General features: G+C 71.5%; 16 protein-coding genes. 10 read left to right on the top strand and 6 right to left on the bottom strand.

The features are described 5' to 3' along the window. Nucleotides 1–35: 35 nt before the first annotated feature. The 6 genes from M8C11_RS06185 to M8C11_RS06160 all read right to left on the bottom strand — a co-directional run bounded on the left by M8C11_RS06185 (nt 36) and on the right by M8C11_RS06160 (nt 6,257). The gene (locus tag M8C11_RS06185; RefSeq protein WP_252448734.1) at nt 36–197 is read right to left on the bottom strand and encodes a hypothetical protein; all 162 of its coding nucleotides are present in this window, start codon (nt 195–197) and stop codon (nt 36–38) included. After that, nucleotides 191–1,855 carry an RICIN domain-containing protein gene (locus tag M8C11_RS06180; protein WP_252448733.1) on the bottom strand — a complete coding sequence of 555 codons (1,665 nt, stop codon included), beginning with the start codon at nt 1,853–1,855 and terminating at the stop codon, nt 191–193. Before M8C11_RS06180 ends, M8C11_RS06185 begins: the two co-directional genes overlap by 7 nt. A gap of 55 nt (nt 1,856–1,910) precedes the next feature. Beyond that, a complete protein-coding gene (locus tag M8C11_RS06175; RefSeq protein WP_252448732.1) occupies nt 1,911–3,404 on the bottom strand; it encodes a family 43 glycosylhydrolase in 1,494 nt (497 codons plus the stop codon). Nucleotides 3,405–3,427: 23 nt separating this feature from the next. Continuing rightward, on the bottom strand, nt 3,428–4,879 hold the full coding sequence (locus tag M8C11_RS06170; protein WP_252448731.1) for a family 43 glycosylhydrolase: 1,452 nt from the start codon (nt 4,877–4,879) through the stop codon (nt 3,428–3,430). A 129-nt stretch (nt 4,880–5,008) separates the two neighbouring features. Beyond that, nucleotides 5,009–5,449: an OsmC family protein gene (locus M8C11_RS06165; protein ID WP_252448730.1), complete on the bottom strand. Its 441-nt coding sequence runs from the start codon at nt 5,447–5,449 to the stop codon at nt 5,009–5,011. After that, the gene (locus M8C11_RS06160) at nt 5,442–6,257 is read right to left on the bottom strand and encodes a TIGR02452 family protein (protein WP_252448729.1); all 816 of its coding nucleotides are present in this window, start codon (nt 6,255–6,257) and stop codon (nt 5,442–5,444) included. Before M8C11_RS06160 ends, M8C11_RS06165 begins: the two co-directional genes overlap by 8 nt. Before the next feature lie 223 nt (nt 6,258–6,480). Between M8C11_RS06160 and M8C11_RS06155 the strand changes: the two genes are divergently transcribed. From M8C11_RS06155 to cysD, 10 genes are all read left to right on the top strand, one after another. Further along, nucleotides 6,481–7,590 carry a carboxypeptidase-like regulatory domain-containing protein gene (locus M8C11_RS06155; protein ID WP_252448728.1) on the top strand — a complete coding sequence of 370 codons (1,110 nt, stop codon included), beginning with the start codon at nt 6,481–6,483 and terminating at the stop codon, nt 7,588–7,590. 554 nt (nt 7,591–8,144) lie between these two features. Continuing rightward, a complete protein-coding gene (locus M8C11_RS06150) occupies nt 8,145–8,795 on the top strand; it encodes a transaldolase family protein (RefSeq protein WP_252448727.1) in 651 nt (216 codons plus the stop codon). A 27-nt stretch (nt 8,796–8,822) separates the two neighbouring features. Next, nucleotides 8,823–9,527: an HAD family phosphatase gene (locus M8C11_RS06145; protein WP_252448726.1), complete on the top strand. Its 705-nt coding sequence runs from the start codon at nt 8,823–8,825 to the stop codon at nt 9,525–9,527. Nucleotides 9,528–9,608: 81 nt separating this feature from the next. Further along, nucleotides 9,609–11,312: a class II aldolase/adducin family protein gene (locus M8C11_RS06140; protein WP_252448725.1), complete on the top strand. Its 1,704-nt coding sequence runs from the start codon at nt 9,609–9,611 to the stop codon at nt 11,310–11,312. Then, nucleotides 11,309–14,746, top strand: a complete 3,438-nt coding sequence (locus M8C11_RS06135; protein WP_252448724.1) for a DUF4915 domain-containing protein — start codon at nt 11,309–11,311, stop codon at nt 14,744–14,746. The genes M8C11_RS06140 and M8C11_RS06135 overlap by 4 nt, the downstream gene beginning before the upstream one ends. Next, entirely contained in the window at nt 14,739–16,148 is a 1,410-nt protein-coding gene (locus M8C11_RS06130) for a glycosyltransferase (RefSeq protein WP_252448723.1), read from the top strand. The genes M8C11_RS06135 and M8C11_RS06130 overlap by 8 nt, the downstream gene beginning before the upstream one ends. After that, nucleotides 16,148–17,122, top strand: coding sequence for an aldo/keto reductase (locus tag M8C11_RS06125; RefSeq protein WP_252448722.1), 975 nt, complete (start codon nt 16,148–16,150; stop codon nt 17,120–17,122). Before M8C11_RS06130 ends, M8C11_RS06125 begins: the two co-directional genes overlap by 1 nt. A 20-nt stretch (nt 17,123–17,142) precedes the next feature. Then, a complete protein-coding gene (locus M8C11_RS06120) occupies nt 17,143–18,705 on the top strand; it encodes an alpha-amylase family glycosyl hydrolase (RefSeq protein WP_252448721.1) in 1,563 nt (520 codons plus the stop codon). After that, nucleotides 18,695–19,993 carry a D-arabinono-1,4-lactone oxidase gene (locus tag M8C11_RS06115; RefSeq protein WP_252448720.1) on the top strand — a complete coding sequence of 433 codons (1,299 nt, stop codon included), beginning with the start codon at nt 18,695–18,697 and terminating at the stop codon, nt 19,991–19,993. The genes M8C11_RS06120 and M8C11_RS06115 overlap by 11 nt, the downstream gene beginning before the upstream one ends. Then, complete coding sequence (cysD, locus tag M8C11_RS06110) at nt 19,990–20,889, top strand: sulfate adenylyltransferase subunit CysD (protein ID WP_252448719.1); 900 nt, start codon at nt 19,990–19,992, stop codon at nt 20,887–20,889. The genes M8C11_RS06115 and cysD overlap by 4 nt, the downstream gene beginning before the upstream one ends. The last annotated feature ends 57 nt before the right edge of the window (nt 20,890–20,946 follow it).

Here is a 20,946-nt window from a genome sequence, read left to right as displayed (position 1 = left end):
CGTCCTCCGGGACCGTAGTACTCGGCCGTACGAGCCTAGAAGTGCAGGTCGCCGAAGTGGATCGCGGCGCGGATGCGGTGGCCGGTGCCGAACCGGAGCTCGAAGCCGTTGCGGGTGGTCCTCCTCGGCGTGCTGCCCCGCGACTGACCGGCTGCCCCGCGGACCACCGGCCGGCGGGGCAGCCGGATCGTCAGCACCAGGTCAGCGTGGAGTTGACCCGTGTGACGTTGCTGATCGTGTTGTTCGCCCCGCCGCACGGGTTCTGGGTGATGTTGGTGTTGGTGACCGTCAGGTTCTGGAAGCGGATGCCGGAGGAGATCGGGAACTCGGTCCGCGAGGCGATCCGCACCTCGCCGCCGCCGGTCACGGTGCCGGACACCCCGGCGATGGTGACGTTGTAGCAGTTCTCCACGAGGATCGAGTTGTTGCCGGTGTTCGAGATGGTCACCCGGTCGATGACCGCGCCGCCGGACTCCGAGACGCAGAAGATCCCTCGCCCGCCACCGGACGCGATCACGGTGCCGACCCGGATGTTCGTCGGGTACGAGCTACCGATCCGGCCGTTGCGGTTGGCCATCCGGAACGCCGCGTACCCGGTTCCGGTGCCGACGCCCTGCGCGTCGACGGTGCCCACTGTGGCGTTGATCGTGTCGTTGAGCAGCAGACCCGAGTAGCCGGTGTTGCGCGCGGTGACGGTGCCGATGGTCAGGCCGTCCACGCCGTACGTCTCCACGCCGTGCGCGCCCGTGCCCGACACGTACACGGTGTCGATGCGCACGTTGCGCACCTTGACCGCCCGGTCACCGCCGTGGTTGTCGATCCGGATCCCCAGGCCGCCGGACAGCCGCATGTCGATCTGCCCCAGCGTCAGGTTGTTCACGTTGCGCATGAAGATCCCGTACAGCGGCGCCCCGGTGAGGGTCAGGTTCTGCACCTCGACGTCGGTGGTCCCCCGCGAGTAGACGGGCGCGTAGTCGCCCGATCCCGAGCCGGTCACGTTGATCGTGCCGCAGACCGCGAGCGTCGTGTACGACGGCAGCGACAACCGCGACCCGGCGCTCATCGAGCCGGAGCCGCGCACCACCACCCGCTGCTTGGCGGTCCGGCCGGCCGGCAGCGAGTTCACCGCGGCCTGCATCGCGGCGAGCATGTCCCCGCCCGAGTACACCGTCGACGACCCGTTGCGGGCCGTCCAGGTGCCGCCGTTGAGCACCGCCTCGGCCTGGTAGGAGCCGCTGCCGCACCCGGTGGACGGCGGCGGGGTGGTCGGTGTGCCGCCGGTGCCCACCCGGACCATCTGCCACTGCTGGTTGGCGCCGTTGAGGTCGGCGTACTGGCTGACCCGGGCACCGTCGGCGGTCGACCGTTCCCAGACCTCCAGGGCCTTCCCGGAGTGCCGGTTGATCAGCCGGATGTAGCCGCTGTCCGAGTCGCGCACCTGGAACTGCTGGTTGGCGGCGTCGAGGTCGGGCCACTGCCGGTACTCCGCGCCGTCGGCGACGTTCCACTCCCACAGGTCCACCACCTTGCCGCTGTGGCGGGCCTTCAGGCGGTAGTAGCCGCTGCCGGAGGAGACGAACTGGAACTGCTGCCACTCGCCGTCGTTGCGGGACCACTGCTGGATCGCCGCGCCGTCGCTGGTCGAGGTGTCCCGGACATCGAGAACCTTGCCGCTGTTGCGGTTGACGAGCACGTACCAGGCGCCGGTGTCGATGGTGGCCGCCTGCGCCGAGGGCGCGGCCACCACGGCGGCGCCGGCCACGGCGGCAAGCGCCGCCACCAGGGCCAGTGCCGGGCCGGCGCGGCGCCGGACCCGTGGGGCGCCGGGCGGTGCCGTCACTGCGGGGTTGAGCATCGTTCGACCTCCGGGAAAGGGGTACGCCGAGTCCGGCGCAGCGGTTGTCGGGCGCCTACTCCAGGTGGAAGGTGGCGGCGCCCCGGTCCGCGGCGGTGCCCACCGTTTCGAGCTGGAGCAGTCCGTCCCGATGGCGGACGTACCGGCCGGGGTAGTTCTGCGACTCCAGTGAGAGCCCTTCGGCGGCGGCCAGACCCGGCCGGCGCTGGAAGCTCGCGTCGCCGTCGAACAGGGCCGAGCCGTCGTCGCGTTCGACGTAGAGGGCGAAGGCCCGGTGACGCAGGTAGTAGCCGGGGAAGTTCGTCGACTCCAGCGAGACCGATCCGGCGCCGGCGAGGCCGGGGACGATGCGGAACTGCGAGTCGGCGAGGTTCGTGACGTTCGGCTCGACCCGGGCCCGGTAGTCGTAGTGCCGGATGTAGCTCGCGATGAGATCGTGCGAGCGCAACCGGACCGGGGTGGCCCCGTCGGGCACGGGGATGCCGAGGTTCGGCGTGCCGTCGGCGTTCCAGTACAGCTTCTGGATCCTGGTCCGCCGGTTCGGGTCGTCGAGCGGGTCGCCGCTGATGTCCCGGTAGTTGCGGTCGTGGTAGACCAGGATGTCGCTCTGCCCGTCCTCGGAGACGGTGAAGGAGTTGTGGCCGGGGCCGTACTGGCCGGTGGCGGCGTTGCCGGCGAACACCGGAGTGGGGCTCTTGCTCCAGGAGGCGGCGTCGAGCAGGTTCGCGCCGGCCGACGCGGTGAGCATGCCGAGGCAGTAGTTCGCGTCGGTGGCGCTGGCCGAGTACGTGAGGAAGACCCGGCCGTTGCGCTGGATCACCGCCGGTCCCTCGGCCACCCGGTAGCCGCGGGTCTCCCAGTCGTACGCCGGCACGACCAGCCGGGCCACCGGGCCGGTGATCTGCCACGGTTCGGCGCCCATCCGGGCGAGGTAGACGTTGGAGTTGGTGGAGATGCCCGGCTCCTGCTGGGCCCAGGTCAGATACCGCACCCCGTTCACCACGAACGTCGAGGCGTCCAGGCTGAACGTGTCCCACGGCGTGGTGATCCGGCCGCGTTCGGTCCACGAGCCGGTCAGCGGGTTGGCGCTCGCGTTCTCCAGCACGTACATCCGGATCCGCCACACGTCGTCGGTCCGCCCGGCGGCGAAGTAGACGTACCATCTGCCGTTTATGAAGTGGATCTCCGGAGCCCAGATGTGGGCGCCCATCTCGCCGCTCGTGTGCCGGCGCCAGATCGTCGTCTCGGTGGCGGTGGCAAGCCCTTGCAGGGTGGTGGCCCGCCGGAGCACGATCCGGTCGTACTGCGGCACCGTCGCGGTCATGTAGTAGTAGCCGTCGGTGTGCCGGACGATGTGCGGGTCGGCCCGCTGGTTCACCAGCGGGTTGGTGTAGTTCACCGCGGGCGCCGCCCGCGCGGGGCCGGGCACGGCGAGGCCGGCCGAGGTGGTGAGCAGCGCGAGCGCCGCGGCCAGGATCGGCCGCAGACGGCGGCGGGCCGGTTCGCCGGTACGGCGGCGGGCCGGGTGGAGGAAGTGCCGAGGCGACATGTGCGCCCTCCCAGGTGGCCGGTTCAGTACACGTAGGGCCAGGCAGCGGCGTCGTAGCCGATGCGGTTGACGCCGAGCAGCGACGCGCCGTCGTCGGCGTAGTAGTGGTAGAAGAGGACGTCGCCGTCGGTGTCCGCGAGGACGGCCTGGTGGCCGGGGCCGTGGACGCTGCCGTGCGAGGCCAGGATCTGCGTGCCGCCCCCGGCGAGCATGTCCCGGCCCGCGCGGTCCACGAACGGCCCGGTGGGGCTCGCCGAACGACCGACCATGATCCGGTACGTGCTGGCGGCGCCCTGGCAGCAGCGGTCGAACGAGACGTACAGGTAGTACCAGGAGCCACGCTTGACCAGGACCGGCGCCTCGATGCCGGGGCCGTAGGCGGCCACGCTGTGCATGGCGCTGCCGAGCCGGCGCCCGGTGGCCGGGTCGATCGGGATCATCTTGATGCCGGACCAGAACGAGCCGAAGCTGAGCCACCAGCGGCCCTGGTCGTCGACGGTGAGGTTCGGGTCGATGGCGTTGAAGTCGTCGGTGGTCCGCGACTCGACGACCAGTCCCTCGTGGACCCAGCTCCCGGAGTCGCCGGTGGTGCTGGTGGCCAGGAAGATCGCCGAGCGGTTGGAACCGAACGTCGACGCCGAGTAGTACAGGTGGTAGCGCCCGTTGCGGTACGACAGGTCCGGTGCCCACAGGTTGCGCGCGCCGCCGGTGTACGTGGTGGTCCACGGCGCGCCACCGGGGAAGACGGCGCCCGCGTTGCGGAAGGTGACCCGGTCGGCGGAGGTCTTCAGCGCGACGTTGTCACCGGTGTGCGCGACGAGGTAGGTGCCGTCGGGCCGCTTGACCACGGTCGGGTCGTGGACGCCGATGTCGCCGGACACCCGGCCGGGCTGCGGGTAGGCCGGTGCCGGGGTGGTGGGCGCCGGGGTGGGCGTGCCGCCGCCCAGCCGGATCAGCTGCCACTGCTGGTTGGCGCCGTCGAGATCGGCGTAGCCGGCCAGCCGGCCACCGTCGGCGGTCGACCACTGCCACACGTCGACGACCTTGTTCCACTGCCGGTTGACGAACCGCACGAACCCGCCCGCCGAGTCCTGCAACCGGAACTGCTGGGTGGCCGACGAGCGGTCGGTGCTCTGCACGAGCTGGGTGCCGTCGCCGCCGGCCGACAACTCCAGCACCTTCCCGCTGTGCCGGGACCGCACCTTGTAGAACCCGCCGCCGGCGTCTACGAACTGCCACTGCTGCACCGCGAGGTCGTTGCGCGTCCACTGGTTCACCGGCGCGTTCTCCGCCGTCGACCAGTCGTACAGGTCCATCGCCTTGCCGCTGTGCCGGTTCACGAACACGTACGCCGCGGACGTGTCGACCGTCGCCGCCGACGCCGGGGGCGTCCCGGCCACCACCCCCGCGGCGAGGACCAGCGCCGCCGACACCACGACCGCCGCCGTCCGCGTCCTCCGAGCGGTCCCTGTCACCGAGAACCTCCTGCGCCTGGTCGTCACCGGCCGGCCGCGGCGGCTCGCCTCACCCGTGACGCTCGTGGCAACGGCATTACCTTCAAGTTACGGCAATGTTCTCGTTAACATAGACGGGTGTCAAGGTATTCACTCCGGGGCGGCCGGCGCGTCCACGATGGAGACGGGCGTGCCCAGCTCCACCGTCCGGGACACGGTGCAGAGCCGGTCGTGCGACTGCCGCAGGGAACGTGGCAGCATCTCGCGGGCCCGGTCGCCGTCCGCACCGTCCGGGAACGTCACCGCGAACGTGACGGTGAGGTTCTCCATCCGGTTGCCGGCCTCCGGGTCGCGGATCTTGTCGCCGCTCACCGTGACGGCGAACCGGGTCGGTTCGGCGCGCCGGCTGGTCACGTGGTCGACGTCCACCGCGGTGCAGCCGCCGAGGGCCGCCAGCAGCAGTTCCACCGGCGTGAAGGTCGCGTCCTCCCCCGTACCCATCGCAAGCTCGCCGCCGCGGGCGTTGCGCGCCACGTATCTGCCCACGCTGGTGCGCTCGATCTCCACCGACCGGAAGGTGTCGTCACTCATGCGACGAACCTACCGAAAAGCGTTCCGCGAACGTGCGGTACACCGGAGTGCCCGGCAGCCCGTCGCGAACGGCGAACACCACGAGGTCGAACCGGTCGACCACCCGGAGCGCGTCGGCGAACGCGCCCGCCACAGTGGCCGGGTCGTTCCGGAACACCCCGCACCCCCAGGCGCCCAGCACCAGGGTCCGGTGCCCGTGCGCGGCCGCGACCTCCAGCACCCGCCGGGCGCGCCGTGCCAGCACCGCCGGCACGTCGGCGGCGCGGTCCGGCTGGTTGCGCAGGATCGCGCCCAGGTTCGGCGCCGCCGCGGTCAGGAAGGACGTGGTGTACGGCCGGTCGAGCAGGTTGCCCTTGTCGTCGCGGAACACCGGCACGCCCGGGGAGTGGACGACCCGGTCGCTGTACCGCAGGTCCCGCTGCGCCCGGTGGAAGGCGTAGAAGTCCGGCGCCGCGAGCAGGCACGGGTAGAGCGCCGACGAGCGGGCGATGCTCTCCTCCTGCGCCTGCGCCCCGCCCAGGAACCCGCCACCCGGGTTCTTCGCCGACGCGAACACCAGGCACGCCGCGCCGGACCCGAGCCGGTGGGCGGCCTGCAACGTCGACTCGTACGTCACCTCCACGGCGCCGGCACCCGGCTGCGCGCCATCGAGGTGGAGGACTTCGTCGGGCAGGTGCTCGCGGGTGCCGGCGACCGCGGCGCGTACCGCCGCCCCGATCTCGACGTCGTCACCGGCGTCGTTGCGATAGCGTCCGGCTTCGGCGATCGCGACCGTCTGCCGGGCGATCTCGCGGAGACGGCCGCTCATCGGGCATACCCGTCGATGTCGTGCATGATCGGCAATCTAGGCAGTCCGCACCGTGGCAGCAACCGATTAGCCACCGGCGGCGGCCTCGCGAGCGTCGACGTCGATCCACGCCGGGCAGCCGTCACTGCTCTCGGGGCGGGTCGCGCAACCCGTCCGCCACAGGGCATAGTGGCCCGCGGCTCCATCGACCGATGTTGCCCGCTCTCGGCGAAGGTGGTGGGAAGTGACGACGCGCTCACGTGTGCGACGGGTCCGGGCGGCCGTACTGGCCGTGCTGGCCGGGGCGACGCTCGCGATGGCGGCGGCACCGGCGACGGCCGCGCCGGAGACGGTGAGCATCCTGAGCGTGTCGGCGGAGAACGTGAAACCCCGCGAGACGGTACGCGTGCAGTTCCGCGTCACCAACAACGGACGCCGGGCCGAGACGGCGATCGTGGTGGTGGGCGGCGGCCTGCGGTGCGCCACCGGCTGCCGGGCGGAGCCGAATCTCGGTCCCGGCCAGAGCCGGACCTTCGACGCGACACTCGTCGCCCCGGATGCCCGCCCGGGCGAGACCACCGGCCTCAACATCTCGATCGGCGTGCGGCTCGCCGGGCAGAACAGCTACGCCTACAAGATGGTCTACGTCCACGGGGCGGGTGCCGCGCCCACCGGCGGTGCCTCACCGGCGGCCGGGGTGAGCGGGGTCTCCGGCCGGGTCCGCGACGCCGACGGGAAGGCGATCGGCGGCGCCGATCTGACCATCCGGGACAGCGCCGGTCACGAGTACCGGACGACCAGCGACCGCAGCGGTCAGTTCTCGATCACCTCCAGGGCCGGCCGGACGATCGCGGAGGGGTCCATCACGGTCCGCGCGTCCATGGACGGCTACCGCACCGCCCGCGCGACCGTGCGGGGCCGGGCCGGTGACGTCGCCACCGTGCGGCTGACCCTGGCCGTGGTGGCGTCGCCCACCACGGCCCCGCCGTCGCCCACCGCGGAGGCGAGCCCTCTCGCCGCGGCGGCCGAGGACGCCGCCCCCGCGGCGACGCCGCCCACGTTCAGGGCCGCCGGTGACGAGGGCGGCAGTACGTCGATGTTCCTCCTGGGCGGCCTGCTGGTCGCCGCGGGCCTGGGCGCGCTCGCACTGGTGCTGGTGCGGCGGAGAAACGTACCGGGCGCGGCGGCGGAGGCGCCCGCTCCCCCGGCGGCCCGGCTGCCGGCGCCGCCCGCGGGGAGCATGGCCGATGCTCCGACGGCGATCCTGCACACCGGGCCGGCCGCCGGCGGCTTCCCGCACTCGTACGGCACGCCCCCGCAGGGCGGCGGCCACCAGCACGGCTACCGAGGCTGAGGATCACCGCTGGCCGAGGGCTCGCTCCGGTGGCGGCCACTGTACCGGTCGAGTAGGCTCGGGCTATACCGGTCCAGCAGCCTGCCCATTATCGTTGAGAAGCCTCCTCCGATGAGCCCTCACGGAGCCGTCGCAACATCGATCCCAGCGACGGTCGACCTCCGATAATGGCGATCCGCGATTCTGTGCGCTCCATGATCAGAAGGCTCTCACGCCAATTCCGTGACCCCTCCTGACGCACCGAGTAACGTTTACGCAGTTTTAACCGAGCACTCCTACGGGCCGCGCTTTTCGAGCCGACCGACACCCCCCGACGATGTCCCTCCTCGCTGGCTTGATGCCTGCTCATGGCCGCTTTGAGCGTCCACACGACCGGGGACGGGAAACAGGGTTACGGATCTGTTAACAGCTCGCACTCACGCCGCCGGTTCACATCTTTGAAGATCCGCATGCGCCGATGAAACGTTGCGAGCCCTCCGACCACATGCTCTACTGAGCGAAGCCTCAGACTGAAATCCTGTCGACGAATGCCTTCTTATCGGAAGGACAATGCTTTGACGTCCATCTATCTGGATTCCGGCGACTCCGAGCAGATACGGTCGGCCGCCGAGGAAGGCCTCATCAGAGGTTTCACGACCAATCCCACGCTGCTGCGGCAGGTGACCGACGATCCGCTCCGCCACTGCTGCGAGCTTCTCGGCAAGTACGACCGGCTGGAGGTCTTCTACCAGCCGACCGGGGCGTACGGAGACCTCGAGGCGGAGAGCTGGGCGGCCTGGCGGCTGGACCCGCAGCGGATGACGCTGAAGCTGATGTCGACACCGTCCGGCATCGCGCTGGCCCGCCGGCTCGCCGACGGTGGCGCGCGGGTGGCGCTCACCGCCGCCCAGAGTCCGACCGTCATGATCGTCGCCGAGGCGATCGGGTGCGAGGCGGTCATCCCGTACGTCGACCGAGCCTGGCGGGACCAGCGCACCGAGAGCCACCTGGTGCGCTCGCTGGCGCAGGTACGCCACGGCGCCACCCGGATCATCGCCGCCTCGGTGAAGAACGCCGGCCAGTTCGTGCAGGCGTACCGCGACGGCGCCGACGCCGTCACCGCGCCACTGGACGTCCTGCGTGCCGTGACCGCCGACGCGGCCGCGATCGAGGCGGAACAGGCGTTCACCGCCGAGTACGCCGAAGCCGCGTTGCCGCTGCCCTGACCGTCTCCGAGAGCGGGGGAGAGAGAAGTGCCGAAGCATGCGTACGAAGCCGTCCTGTTCGACATGGACGGCGTGGTGGTGGACACCGAACGGACGGTAGCCGCGTTCTGGCGACTCCTCGCCGCCGAGCACGGCATCACCATCAGCGACGAGGAACTGGAGGAGCACGTGTTCGGCCGGCATGCCGAGCACACCCTCAAGGTGCTCTTCCCGGCGATCGCGGGCACCGACCACGGACCGGTGTACGAACGGCTTCGGGTCAACGACCAGACGCTGCGCTACGCGGAGATACCGGGGGCGACCCGCCTGATCGGCGAGCTGCGCGCCGCGGACGTGCCGGTCGCCCTGGTCACCGGCGCACAGGACTGGAAGGCCACAGCCGTCCTCGCCCAGTTGGGTCTGGCCGGATCCTTCGACGTCCAGATCCGTGCCGACGACATCGCCGTCGGCAAGCCGGATCCGGGCTGCTACCGACTCGCGGCTCAGCGCCTGGGCGTCGACATCACCCGCTGTGTGATCTTCGAGGACGCCTTCAGCGGAGTGGCCGCGGCGGTTTCCGCGGGCGGCACCTGCGTCGCGATCGGACCGGCGCGCCGGGCGAGCCGGCTCACCACCATCGGGGCACTCACGGTCGTACCCGACCTCCGGCAGACCCGCTACGAGCCGGGCCGGTTGCGCGTCGACCCCGTGACCGAGCTGCCCCTCACCCAGGTCCGCGCACGCACGCCCTGATCCGGCACACCGGATCCACCTCTCCCCCCTTCCACCGGCGGCGTCACCCGCCGTGGAACCACCCTGCCCAGAAGGGGCGACATGTCCAGTCTGATCAATGTGCCGACGACGCGCGCGGCATCCTCGCCCGGAGCCGTCGCCGGTTCACCCACCGACGAGGTTCTGCACCGATCCCATCTGGTCGGCGGGAACCGGGCGCTGACCCGGGCCGGCGGCGGGAACTTCTCCGCCAAAGGCGTCGTCGGCGACGTCCCGGTGCTGTGGATGAGTTCCTGGGGATGCGACGGCGCCGCCACCACGGCCGAGGACTTCCCCGCGCTGCGCCTGGACGATCTGCTCGAACTGCGCCACGCCGTACCCCTGGACGGTCCCGCCATGGTGGAGCGGATCGCCGCTACCGCGCTGACCGCCGACCAGCGACCGCCCGGCATCGAGACGCTCACCCACGCCTTCCTCCCGGCCGCACACGTCGACCACTGCCATCCCGACGCCGTCATCTCGTTGACCTGCATCCCCGACGGCCGCGAGCGGGCTGCCGCCGAGTTCGGCGACGAGGCGATCTGGTTCGACTACCGGCAGTTCGACATGAGCGTGGCGCAGGAGCTGGCCGACCGGGTCGCCGCGCAGCCCGGCTGCCGGTTCGTCCTGCTCGCCAACCACGGCATCTTCACCTGGGCCGACACCAGTGAGCAGTGCTACCGCAACTCGCTCGAAGCGGTGGCCCGGGCCCGGCGGGCCCTCGGCGCCGCCGCGCGCGGACGGCCGGGGGACCTCGGCGGGTCCGCCGTGCGGCCACTGGTCGCCGAACAGGCGGACGACCTGCTCGACGAACTGCTCCCGGTCCTGCGGGGCGCCATGCGTGAGGGCCGGCGTGGCATCGTCCTGAGCACCGACACGAGCCCGGAAGCCGTCCGGTTCGTCTCATCCGTACGCGGGCCGGAACTCACCCAGGCCGGGCCGGGCTGTCCCGACTCGCTGGTGACAGTCGGCTACCGTCCCCTCGCACTCACCCCCACCGACCTGACCGCTCAGGGGGTGCGAGCCGCGATCGGGCGCTACCGCAGCGCGTACGCCGCGATGTTCGAACGTCACGCCGACGCGGCGGCCCGCCGGCACGGTCCCCGCCGTGACCTGCCCCGGGTGGTGCTGCTGCCCGGGCTGGGCGTGGTGGCCGGGGGCGCCGACCCGGCTCAGGCGGCCATCTGCGCCGAGCACTTCGCCCAGACCCGTTCGGTGATCGAAGCCGCAGACGCGGCCGGGGGCTACCGGAGCCTCACCGAACGGCAGGGCATCGCCGACGAGTACTGGCCGCTGATGCGGTTGAAGCCGCTGTTGCGGACGGCACCGGGTCGGCTGGCGGACTCGGTGGTACTCGTCGCCGGTGCGACGGATGCGACCGGCCGTGTCGTCGCCGATCTGCACGCCGCCGGCGCGAACGTCGCCCTGGCCGGCGGTGACGAGCCGTCGCGGACGGGCGTCGTACACCTCCGAGCCCGACTGTCCGCTCCCGAGGCGGTCGTCCGCGAGGCGGTGCGCGCCTTCGGCGGCTTCGACGTGCTCGTCGGTCTCGCCGGTGTCGACGACCGCCTGTTCCACGCGGCCGCGGCGGTCTTCGCCCGCCAGGGCACCCCCGGAATCTTCTGCACGGCCGGACCGACAGGTGGCCGTGTGCACGACGGCGAGCACGTCGACGTGCTCGTCGAGCAGGACCCCAGCATGGTCGCCGGACGAATCATCGCCGCGACCACACAACCCCCACAGGGGAGTACGGAGGATGCGTCGTGACCGAGGAGACCTACGACACCTGGCCGGGAACACGGGACCTGTTACCGCCGGGGCACGTGCTGCTCAGCTCGTGCTTCGACGCCCACCACACCATCGGTGGCGGCCTGTTCTCGATCGGCAGGACGGTGGAGGTGATCGACCGTGTGTCCAGTACGGGCATGTGCGCCGACGACTCGCTGCTCTACCGGTGCCTGTGGAGCGCCGAGGGCAGCCCTGCCGAACTGGTCGCGTACGACACCGCCGGGGTGCGGCGGTACCAGCGGCTCGACGACGTCTCCACGCCGCACGACATCCTCTGCGTGAACGACCAGGTGCTGGTGGTCGCCACCACCCAGAACGAGGTGCAGTCGATCGGCCGGGACGGCGAGGTGCTGTGGCGCTGGCGGGCTCCGGGTGAGCCGGACAGTTGGCACCTCAACAGCCTGGCCCGGTACGGCGACCGGCTCGTCGTCTCCGGTTTCGGACCGTTCCTGCGGCGCCGCGGGTGGGACGAGAACGGCAAGCCCGCCACCGGCAGGGTGGTCGCGCTCGACACGGGTGAGCCCCTGCTCAGCGGCTTCCGAGCGCCGCACCATCCGCACTACTCCGACGGGATGTGGCTGGTGTGCGACTCGGCCGCCGGAGAACTCGTCGAACTGCCCGACTCAATCCGGCGTCCCACCCGCCGGCTGCCCCTGCCGGGCTGGCCACGTGGCCTCGCCGTCACCCCGGACCACCTGTACGTCGGCATCAGCCCTCACCGGTACCTGGACTCCTCCGTCGACACCGCGGCGGTGGTGGTCGTCGACCGGGCGCAGTGGAGGATCCTCGGCGTCATCAAGCTGCCCGCGCGGGAGATCTACTCGCTGGCCATCGTTCCGGAGGCCCTCGCCGAGGGTGCCCGTCACGGCTTCAACGCCAACAACACCCGGACACACGAGCAGGGCCAGCGCCAGTTGTTCGACCAACTCGGCAAGCAGCCGCGGCAGCTCTGGGCGGTCGGCGACCACCTCCGCGAGGAGGAGTGCCGGATCACCGTCACACCCGAGGAGCCGATCTACGAGGAGGTCGAGGCGGGCAGCCTGCTGAGCGTCGCCTGCCTGATCCAGAACACCGGCGCCGGGATGCTCACGCCGGCGCCGCCGAAGCCGGTCCGCGTGGTGTCCCGGTGGTACGACGCGGACGGCGAGCCGGTGCCGGGCGCGGTCGCCAAGTCCGCCCTGCCCCGGTCCCTGCCGCCGGAATCGGCGACCCGGGTGCTGGTCCGCGCACGCGTCCCGGAGGAGGCCGGGCGGTACCGGCTGCGGATCACCCTGGCGCAGGACGACGGTCTGGTCTTCGACGAGCTGCACGCGGACAACCTGACCGAGATCGAGTTCGACGTGGTGCCGGACGGCGTACGCGACGACGCGCTGGCCGAGTTCGGCCTGTACCCGTCGGAGGTCCGCGCCGCGCGGATGGCGAACACCGTCGAGGAGTTCCTGCACTCACTGCTGCATCACCCCGACGGCGCGCCACGCGCACTCAGCAGGGCGCTGATCGCCGACCGTGGTGCGGCGGAGTTCGGGGACGCGGTCGCCGCCGTCCTGGGTTGCTCCCCCGACTCCATCCGGTACGTGGTGAACCAGGCGCTGGACGGGACGAGCGACCTGACCCTCACCGGCGCCGAGGCGATCGCGCTGATGATGCGCCGGCTCGGCGTCACCGTCGCCTTCACCTACGCCGGCACGTCCGAGCTGGCCCTGTGCGACGCCACTGCCCGGCTCGGCATCCTCCGCAACGGCAGAGGTGACCGGGAGAGCGTCTTCCAGGCCGCCGGCGCCAGCATGTTGCGACCCGGCCACGGTGCCGCCGTCGTCCACGCGGCACGGGGCCTGACAAACGCCCTCGGCGCGGTCGGCGCGGCGCGCCGCAACGAGGTCGGCACGCTGGTGGTGGTCGGAATGCCGTCCACCGCGTCCGCGCCGTTCCTGCCTCCGCACGGCGAACCGCGGCTCATCGAGGCATCCGGCGAGTTCGCCAAGGCCGCGTTCGAACTGGGCCCGGTTCCCCCCGCCGACGCGCCGGACGAGCGGGCCGCCGCCGCGGCACACCTCGTCGACGTTCTCCACCAGGCCGACCTGGCGATCCGCCAGGCCCCGTGCGGACCGGTGCTGCTCGGGGTACCGCAGGACGTCGCGGAGAGCAGTTGGGTGCCACTGGAGCGTGCGCTGCAGTTCCGGCCGGCGGACCCGCACCGGCCGGTCGACCGGGACACCCTGCGGGAGGCCGCCGCCCGGCTGACCGGCGCCGGCCGCCCGGTCGTGCTGATCGACGACTACGCGCTCCGGCACGAGGGGATGCGGCCCGCGCTCGCCGCGTTCAGCAGGGCCACCGGCAGCGCTGTGCTTCAGGTCAAGTACCGGCGCGGCCCGATGCTCTTCGAGCGTATCGACGAGACGGAGGTGCCCGGATTCGTCGGCTGGTACGACCCGAACGACCAGGCGCACCGGAGGATCATGGAAGCGACCGACATGATCGTCACGGTCGAGGACCGCAACATGTATCCCCGCGTCATCGGCGAGCTGCCGCCGGGACCGAAGATCGCCCTGACGTCCAAGCCCGCGGGCGTGCTCAAGAACGGCTACCTCGCCGGCGACGACCTCCTCGTCGACGGTGACGTGGTCGGCTCGCTCCACGAGCTGGCCGCGGTGCTCGGTGACCGCAACGGGGCCCCGCGCTGGTACGCCGAGTCGGTCCGGGAGCCGTCCCCGCCGCGCCACGTGGTGCCGACGGCGGCCCTGACGGTCCGCGAAGGACTGGCCCGGGCCGTCACCGCGGTGGCCGGCGAGCAGGACCGCCCGGTCACGTTGGTCGACGACAGTCAGATGTTCGGAGGGCTGCTCGCCGAGGTCTACGACCTGCTGCCGCCCGGGGTCCGGGTGTTCGGCGACCACGGCGGCTTCGTGGGCGGCGGCACGGCCACGGCGACCGGCCTGGCCGTGGGCGAGGCCGGCGTGAGCGTCATCTGCACGGTCGGCGACCAGGGTCTCACCAACGGCATCCAGGGTCTGGTGTCAGCCGTGCAGGAGAACGCGCCGATCACGTTCGTGGTCTGCAACAACGGCGGCAGCGTGTCCCTGCGCAAGCAGTCGCGCGGACAGACGCTGCTGAACTCCGGCTTCCACCAGTATCTCGACAACGCCGCCGGGATGCGGTACGCGGAGATCGCCGAGGTGCTGGGCATGCAGGCACGCCGGGTCGACCTGACGAACTGGCTGGACGACGAGCACGCGGCGACGCGCCTGACCGACTTCCGGCGAGCCCTGTCGTCGGCCGTGAACCACGCCGGACCGTCGCTCATCGAGCTGGTCCTGCCGTCGGACCCGGAGTTCTGGACCGGCGTCTGGATCACCGAGGGCTTCGAACCGCTGGCGAAGCCGGCGGTCAGGGTCGAGGACGCCGCCCATGCGTGAGGTGACTGTCGGTACCGCCGATCTCGCGGCGTACCAGCAGATTCTCGGCCCCGAGCGCAGCGCGGCGCTGCGCTCGGGCGCCGAGCGCCTCGCCGGCCTGCTGGGCGGGCGGACGGTGTGGAACGTGAACTCGACCGCCGCCGGGGGCGGCGTGGCCGAGCTGCTGCACTCCCTGGTCCCACTCGCGACAGCGCTGGATCTCCCGGTCCGCTGGCTGGTGATCGACGGCGATCCCCGGTTCTTCGCCGTCACCAAGCGGCTCTGCACCCTGGTCTACGGTTCACCGGGCGACGGCGGCCCGACCGGGGAGCCGGAGCAGGAGCACTACCGCCGGGTGCTGCGGGCGAACTCCGAGGACCTCGCCGGATTCGTACGCCCCGGCGACGTGGTCGTCGTGCACGAGGCGCAGCCCGCCGGCCTGGTGCCCGCCGTGGCGGAGATGGGCGCCCGGGTGGTCTACCGGGCGCACACCGGTTGCGACGTGCCGAACGAGAACACCGCGCGCGGCTGGGCCTTCCTCCGCCCGTACGTGGAGAAGGCCGACGCCTCGGTCTTCCTCATCGCCGATCACGTGCAGGGCTGGGCGCCGAACCCGCACGTGATCGCCCCCTCGATCGACCCCTGCTCGCCGAAGAACGTCACGCTGAGCCCGGCGGAGACCGTCGAGGTGCTGCGCGCGGCCGGCGTCCTGTCCGGCGGGAACGGCAGGCCGGTCACCGTCTCGCGCGGCGGCCCGCCCATCGAGATACGACACCCGGTGGTCGCGGTCCGCGACGGTGCCCCGCCCGACGCGGGTGTGGCGATGGTCGTGCAGGTCTCGCGGTGGGACCGGCTCAAGGACATGGCCGGGGTCCTGCGGTCGTTCGTCGCCGCCGACGTGCCGGACAGCTACCTCACCCTGGCCGGCTCGGACGTCACAGGCGTCTCGGACGACCCGGAGGCGGCCGAGATGTTCGACGAGTGCAGGCGCGAGTGGGCGCAGTTGCCACAGTCGATCCGGGCCCGCGTGCAGCTGCTGTGCCTGCCGATGACGGACATGCGGGAGAACGCGCTTGTGGTGAACGCGTTGCAGCAGCACGCGACGGTGGTGGTGCAGAAGAGCCTCGCCGAGGGCTTCGGACTCACCGCCACCGAGGCGATGTGGAAGGCCCGGCCGGTACTCGCCAACGCGGTCGGCGGGCTGCGTACACAGGTCGTCCCGGACGAGTCCGGCCTACTGCTGGAGCCGTCCGACACGGCCGGCGCCGCCGCGTCGATCACCCGCGTCCTCGGCGATCCGCAGCTCGCCGCGCATCTCGGCGCCGGCGCCCGGCGCCGGGTGCGCGAGCACTACCTGCCGGACCGGCACCTGCTGCGGTGGGGCCGGCTGATCGAGAACCTGCTGCCGGAGGGAGGGCGCTGATGCGCCGGCTCGGCAAGAACGGACCCGCCACCTTCGACCTCGGTCTGGGCTGTATGGGCATGTCCCAGTTCTACGGCCCCGGCGACGACACCGATTCCCTGCGGACCATCAACCGCGCCCTGGACCTGGGCGTCAACCTGCTGGACACCGCTGACATGTACGGCCCGTACACCAACGAGGAGCTGATCGGCCGGGTCCTGCGCACCCGCCGCGAGGAGGCGCTGGTCGCCACGAAGTTCGGCAACGTCAAGGACGACACCGGCCGGGTGGTCCGGGTCGACGGCAGCCCGGCGTACGTGCGGCGGGCCTGCGAGGGATCCCTTCGGCGGCTCGGCGTCGACGTGATCGACATCTACTGCCAGCACCGGGTGGACCGCAACACCCCGATCGAGGAGACCTGGGGTGCGCTCGCCGAGCTGGTGGCCGAGGGCAAGGTCCGGTACCTGGCCATCTCCGAGGCCGCCGAGGAGACGGTGCGCCGGGCGCACGCAGTGCACCCGGTGGCGGCGGTGCAGACGGAGTTCTCGCTGTTCAGCCGCGATCCCCAGCGTGGTCTGCTGCACGCGCTGGACGACCTGGGGATCGGGTTCATCGCGTACGCGCCGCTGGGCCGCGGCCTGTTGTCCGGGCGGTACGACGCCGATGCCCGCTTCCCGGACGACGACTTCCGTAGCGGCCTGCCCCGGTTCACCGGTGAGAACCTGCGGCGCAACGCCGCGACGGTGCGCGCCATCCGGGAACTCGCCGATCGCCGCGGTCTCACGGTGGCGCAGCTCGCCCTGGCCTGGGTGCTGGCCCAAGGGCCGGACATCGTCCCGATCCCGGGAACGAAGACCGTCGGCCGGCTGGAGGAGAACATCGCGGCCGCCGCCGTACGGCTGACCGACGAGGAGCTGGCGCTGCTCGACGGCATCGCACCGGTCGGCGCCGCCGCGGGTGACCGGTATCCGGACATGTCAGGCGTGGACATCTAGCGGCGCGACGGGAGATCGTCATGGACACCGAGGACTGGTGGCGCACGGCCGTCATCTACCAGATCTACCCGCGCAGCTTCGCCGACTCCGACGGCGACGGCGTGGGCGACCTGCGGGGCATCATCGAACACCTCGACCATCTCAACGGGGCGCCCGGATCGCTGGGCGTCGACGCGCTGTGGCTGTCCCCGTTCTACCCGTCGCCGCAGGCCGACTTCGGCTACGACATCAGCGACTACACGGCTGTCGATCCGGCGTACGGCACGCTGGCGGATTTCGCCGAACTCGCCGACGAGGCGCACCGGCGCGGCATGCGCCTGCTTGTCGACCTGGTCATGAACCACACCTCAGACCGGCATCCGTGGTTCGTCGAGTCCCGGTCGAGCCGGTCGAATCCCAGGCGGGACTGGTACATCTGGGCCGACGGCCGGGACGGCGGGCCGCCGAACAACTGGCTCAGCTCGTTCGAGCGGTGCGGGCCGGCCTGGACGCTCGACCCGGCCACGGGCCAGTACTACCTGCACAGCTTCACCCCGCGGCAGCCCGACCTGAACCTGCGCAACCCGCAGGTGCGGGCGGCGATCCGGGACGTGTGGCGGTTCTGGCTGGACCTGGGCGTCGACGGGTTCCGCATCGACGTGGCGCACCGGCTGTTCAAGGACGCCGCGTTGCGGGACAACCCGGAGCCGCTGGCGGCGTACCGGCGGCACCACAGCCATCCCGAGCTGCGGCAGTTCAACATCGACCTGCCGGAGTGCCACGACCTGCTCCGCGAGCTGCGCGCCGTCCTCGACGGGTACGGGCCCGGCCTGCTGCTGGGCGAGGTGCCGATCAGCGACGACACGCGGCTGGTGCGGTACTTCGGCGCCGACGGCATGCACACCGCCTTCCACGTCGCCTTCTGGGAGCAGCCGTGGGACAGCGCCCTCTTCCGCCGTACCGTCGACGGCCTCTGCGACCTGGCCGCCCCCGACGCGTTGCCCACCTACGCGCTCGCCACGCACGACATCTCCCGGACGGTCAGCCGGTACGGCCTGCCTCAGGCCCGCGTGGCCGCGCTGATGCAGTTCACCCTGCGCGGTCTGCCGTGCGTCTACTACGGCGAGGAGGTCGGCATGGCCGACTCGCGTCCGCCACAGGCTCTCGACGTCGACGGCCGGGACGGGCAGCGGGTGCCGATGCAGTGGGAGCCGACCGGGTCCGGGTTCACCGCCGGCACCCCGTGGCTGCCGTTCGGGCCGGACATCGAGACCGCCAACGTCCGCGTGCAGGACGACGATGCGGCATCGATGTTGAACTTCTACCGCCGTCTCATCCGGTACCGGCGCGACTCCAAGGCGCTGCGGTTCGGCGATTACGAGTCGCTGCCCTCGCCGAAGGACACCTACGTGTACCGGCGGCGCGCCGGCGGCGAGGAACTGCTCGTCGCGCTCAACTTCGCCGACCGGCCGATCGTGGTGGGTCTCGGCGAGGGCACCGCCCGATTGGAGCTGTCGACCGACACCGGCCGCGAACCGGAGACGGTGCGGCTCGCCGCGCTGTCACTCGGCGCCTTGGAGGGAGTGGTGCTCGGTGTCCGCTGAGCTGGCCAACTGGGCGGGCAACCTGCGGTTCAGGGCCCGCCGGGTACACCGCCCGACGACGCTGGACGAGATGCGGGCGGTGGTGGCCGGGGCGGACCACGTCCGCGCGCTGGGCACCCGGCACTCGTTCAGCGACATCGCCGACACCGCCGCCGACCTGGTGTCCCTGGAGGACATGCCGCCGGTGACGACTGTCTACGTGCGCAACGCCACTGTCACCGTCGGCGGCGGCGTACCCTACGCTCGCCTCGCCCGCGAGTTGCACGCCGCCGGGTTCGCGTTGCCCAACATGGCGTCGCTGCCGCACATCTCGGTCGCCGGGTCCTGCGCCACCGGCACGCACGGGTCCGGCGTACGGAACACGATCCTGGCTGGCTCGGTACGGAGCCTGGAACTGGTCACCGCGGGCGGTGAGCTGGTCACGGTACGGCGGGACGACCCCGACTTCGCCGGCATGCCGGTGAACCTGGGTGCCCTCGGCGTCGTCACGAGCCTGACGCTCGACGTCGAGCCGGCGTACGAGGTGAGCACGACGGTCTACCTCGACCTGCCGATCAGGGCCGGGCTGGACCACTTCCGGGAGCTGATGTCGGACGCGCACAGCGTCTGCCTCTTCACCGACTGGAAAGCGCCGGTCTTCAACCAGGTGTGGGTGATGGCACGTACCGACGATCCCGAGCCGAAGTCGCCCGGCCGGGAGTGGTTCTCCGCCACACCGGCGACCCGAGATCTGCACCCGGTGAGCACGCAGTCGGCCGCCGCGTGCACCAGACAGCGGGGCGTTCCCGGTCCGTGGCACACCAGGCTGCCGCACTTCCGGCCGGAGTTCACGCCGAGCTCCGGGGAGGAGCTCCAATCCGAGTACGCGGTGCCGGCCGGGCACGCCGTCGCCGCGCTGGAGGCGCTCGGTGAGATCGCCGAGGTGATCCATCCGGTCCTGCAGATCTGCGAGGTGCGCACGGTGGCTGCTGACGAGTTCTGGCTCAGCCCGGCGTACGGCACCGACGTGGTCACGATCCACTTCACCTGGATTCCGGACGCCGACCCGGTACGGCGGACCATCCACGCGGTCGAGGCGAGCCTCGAACCGTTCCGCGCCCGGCCCCACTGGGCCAAGCTCACCGAGATGCCGCCCGAACGGGTCCGGGATCTGTTCCCCCGCCTCGCCGACTTCCGGGCACTGGCGCACCGGTACGACCCCGGTGGCAAGTTCCGGAACGACTTCACGGACCGGTACCTCGGACCGGCCGCCCGGCGGGGAGGACACGGGGACGGAGGCTCGCGGTGACGCTGCGCGTGTCGCACCTGGACGAGCTCGAGGCGGAGAGCATCTTCGTGATGCGGGAGGTGGTGGCGGAGTTCGAACGGCCGGTGTTGCTCTTCTCCGGCGGTAAGGACTCGGTGGTGATGTTGCGGTTGGCGGAGAAGGCGTTCACCCCGGCGCGGATTCCGTTCCCCGTGATGCACGTGGACACCGGCCACAACTTCCCCGAGGTGCTGGAGTATCGGGACGCCCGGGTGACGGCGCTGGGGTTGAGCCTGATCGTGGCCTCGGTGCCGGAGGCGATCGACGCCGGCCTGGTACGCGAGCCGGCGGACGGCACGCGCAACCGCATCCAGACACCCGTGCTGCTGTCCGCCGTGGAGAAACACCGGTTCGACGCGTTGTTCGGTGGGGCGCGCCGAGATGAGGAGAAGGCCCGGGCGAAGGAGCGGATGTACAGCTTCCGGGACGAGTTCGGGCAGTGGGACCCGAAGAACCAGCGACCGGAGCTGTGGGCGTTGTACAACGGCCGGCACCATGCCGGGGAGTCGATCCGGGTGTTCCCGCTGTCGAACTGGACCGAGTTGGACGTCTGGCACTACATCGCCCGGGAGAGACTGCCGCTCCCCTCCATCTATTTCGCACACGAGCGTGAGGTGGTGGAGCGCAACGGCATGTGGTACGCCGTCAACGAGTTCCTGCGCCCGCGGCCGGGCGAGTCCTCCCGGCTACGCCGGGTGCGCTACCGGACGGTGGGCGACGCCACCCAGACCGCGGCGGTGCTGTCGGAAGCGGACTCGGTGGAGAAGGTGATCGACGAGGTGGCCTCGACCCGGATCACCGAGCGCGGCGCGACCCGTGGGGACGACCGGGTCTCGGAGGCCGCGATGGAGGACCGCAAGCGGGAGGGCTACTTCTGACCGCGGGACGAACACCACGGACACCGGACCCCTGATCCGAATGGAGATCCATGGACG

Origin of the sequence: Micromonospora sp. CPM1 (assembly GCF_023896895.1) — a bacterium.
In the GTDB taxonomy this organism is placed as follows: domain Bacteria; phylum Actinomycetota; class Actinomycetes; order Mycobacteriales; family Micromonosporaceae; genus Micromonospora; species Micromonospora tulbaghiae.
Note: the sequence above shows the minus strand (reverse complement) of the source record. Positions and strands in the feature narration are given on the sequence as shown.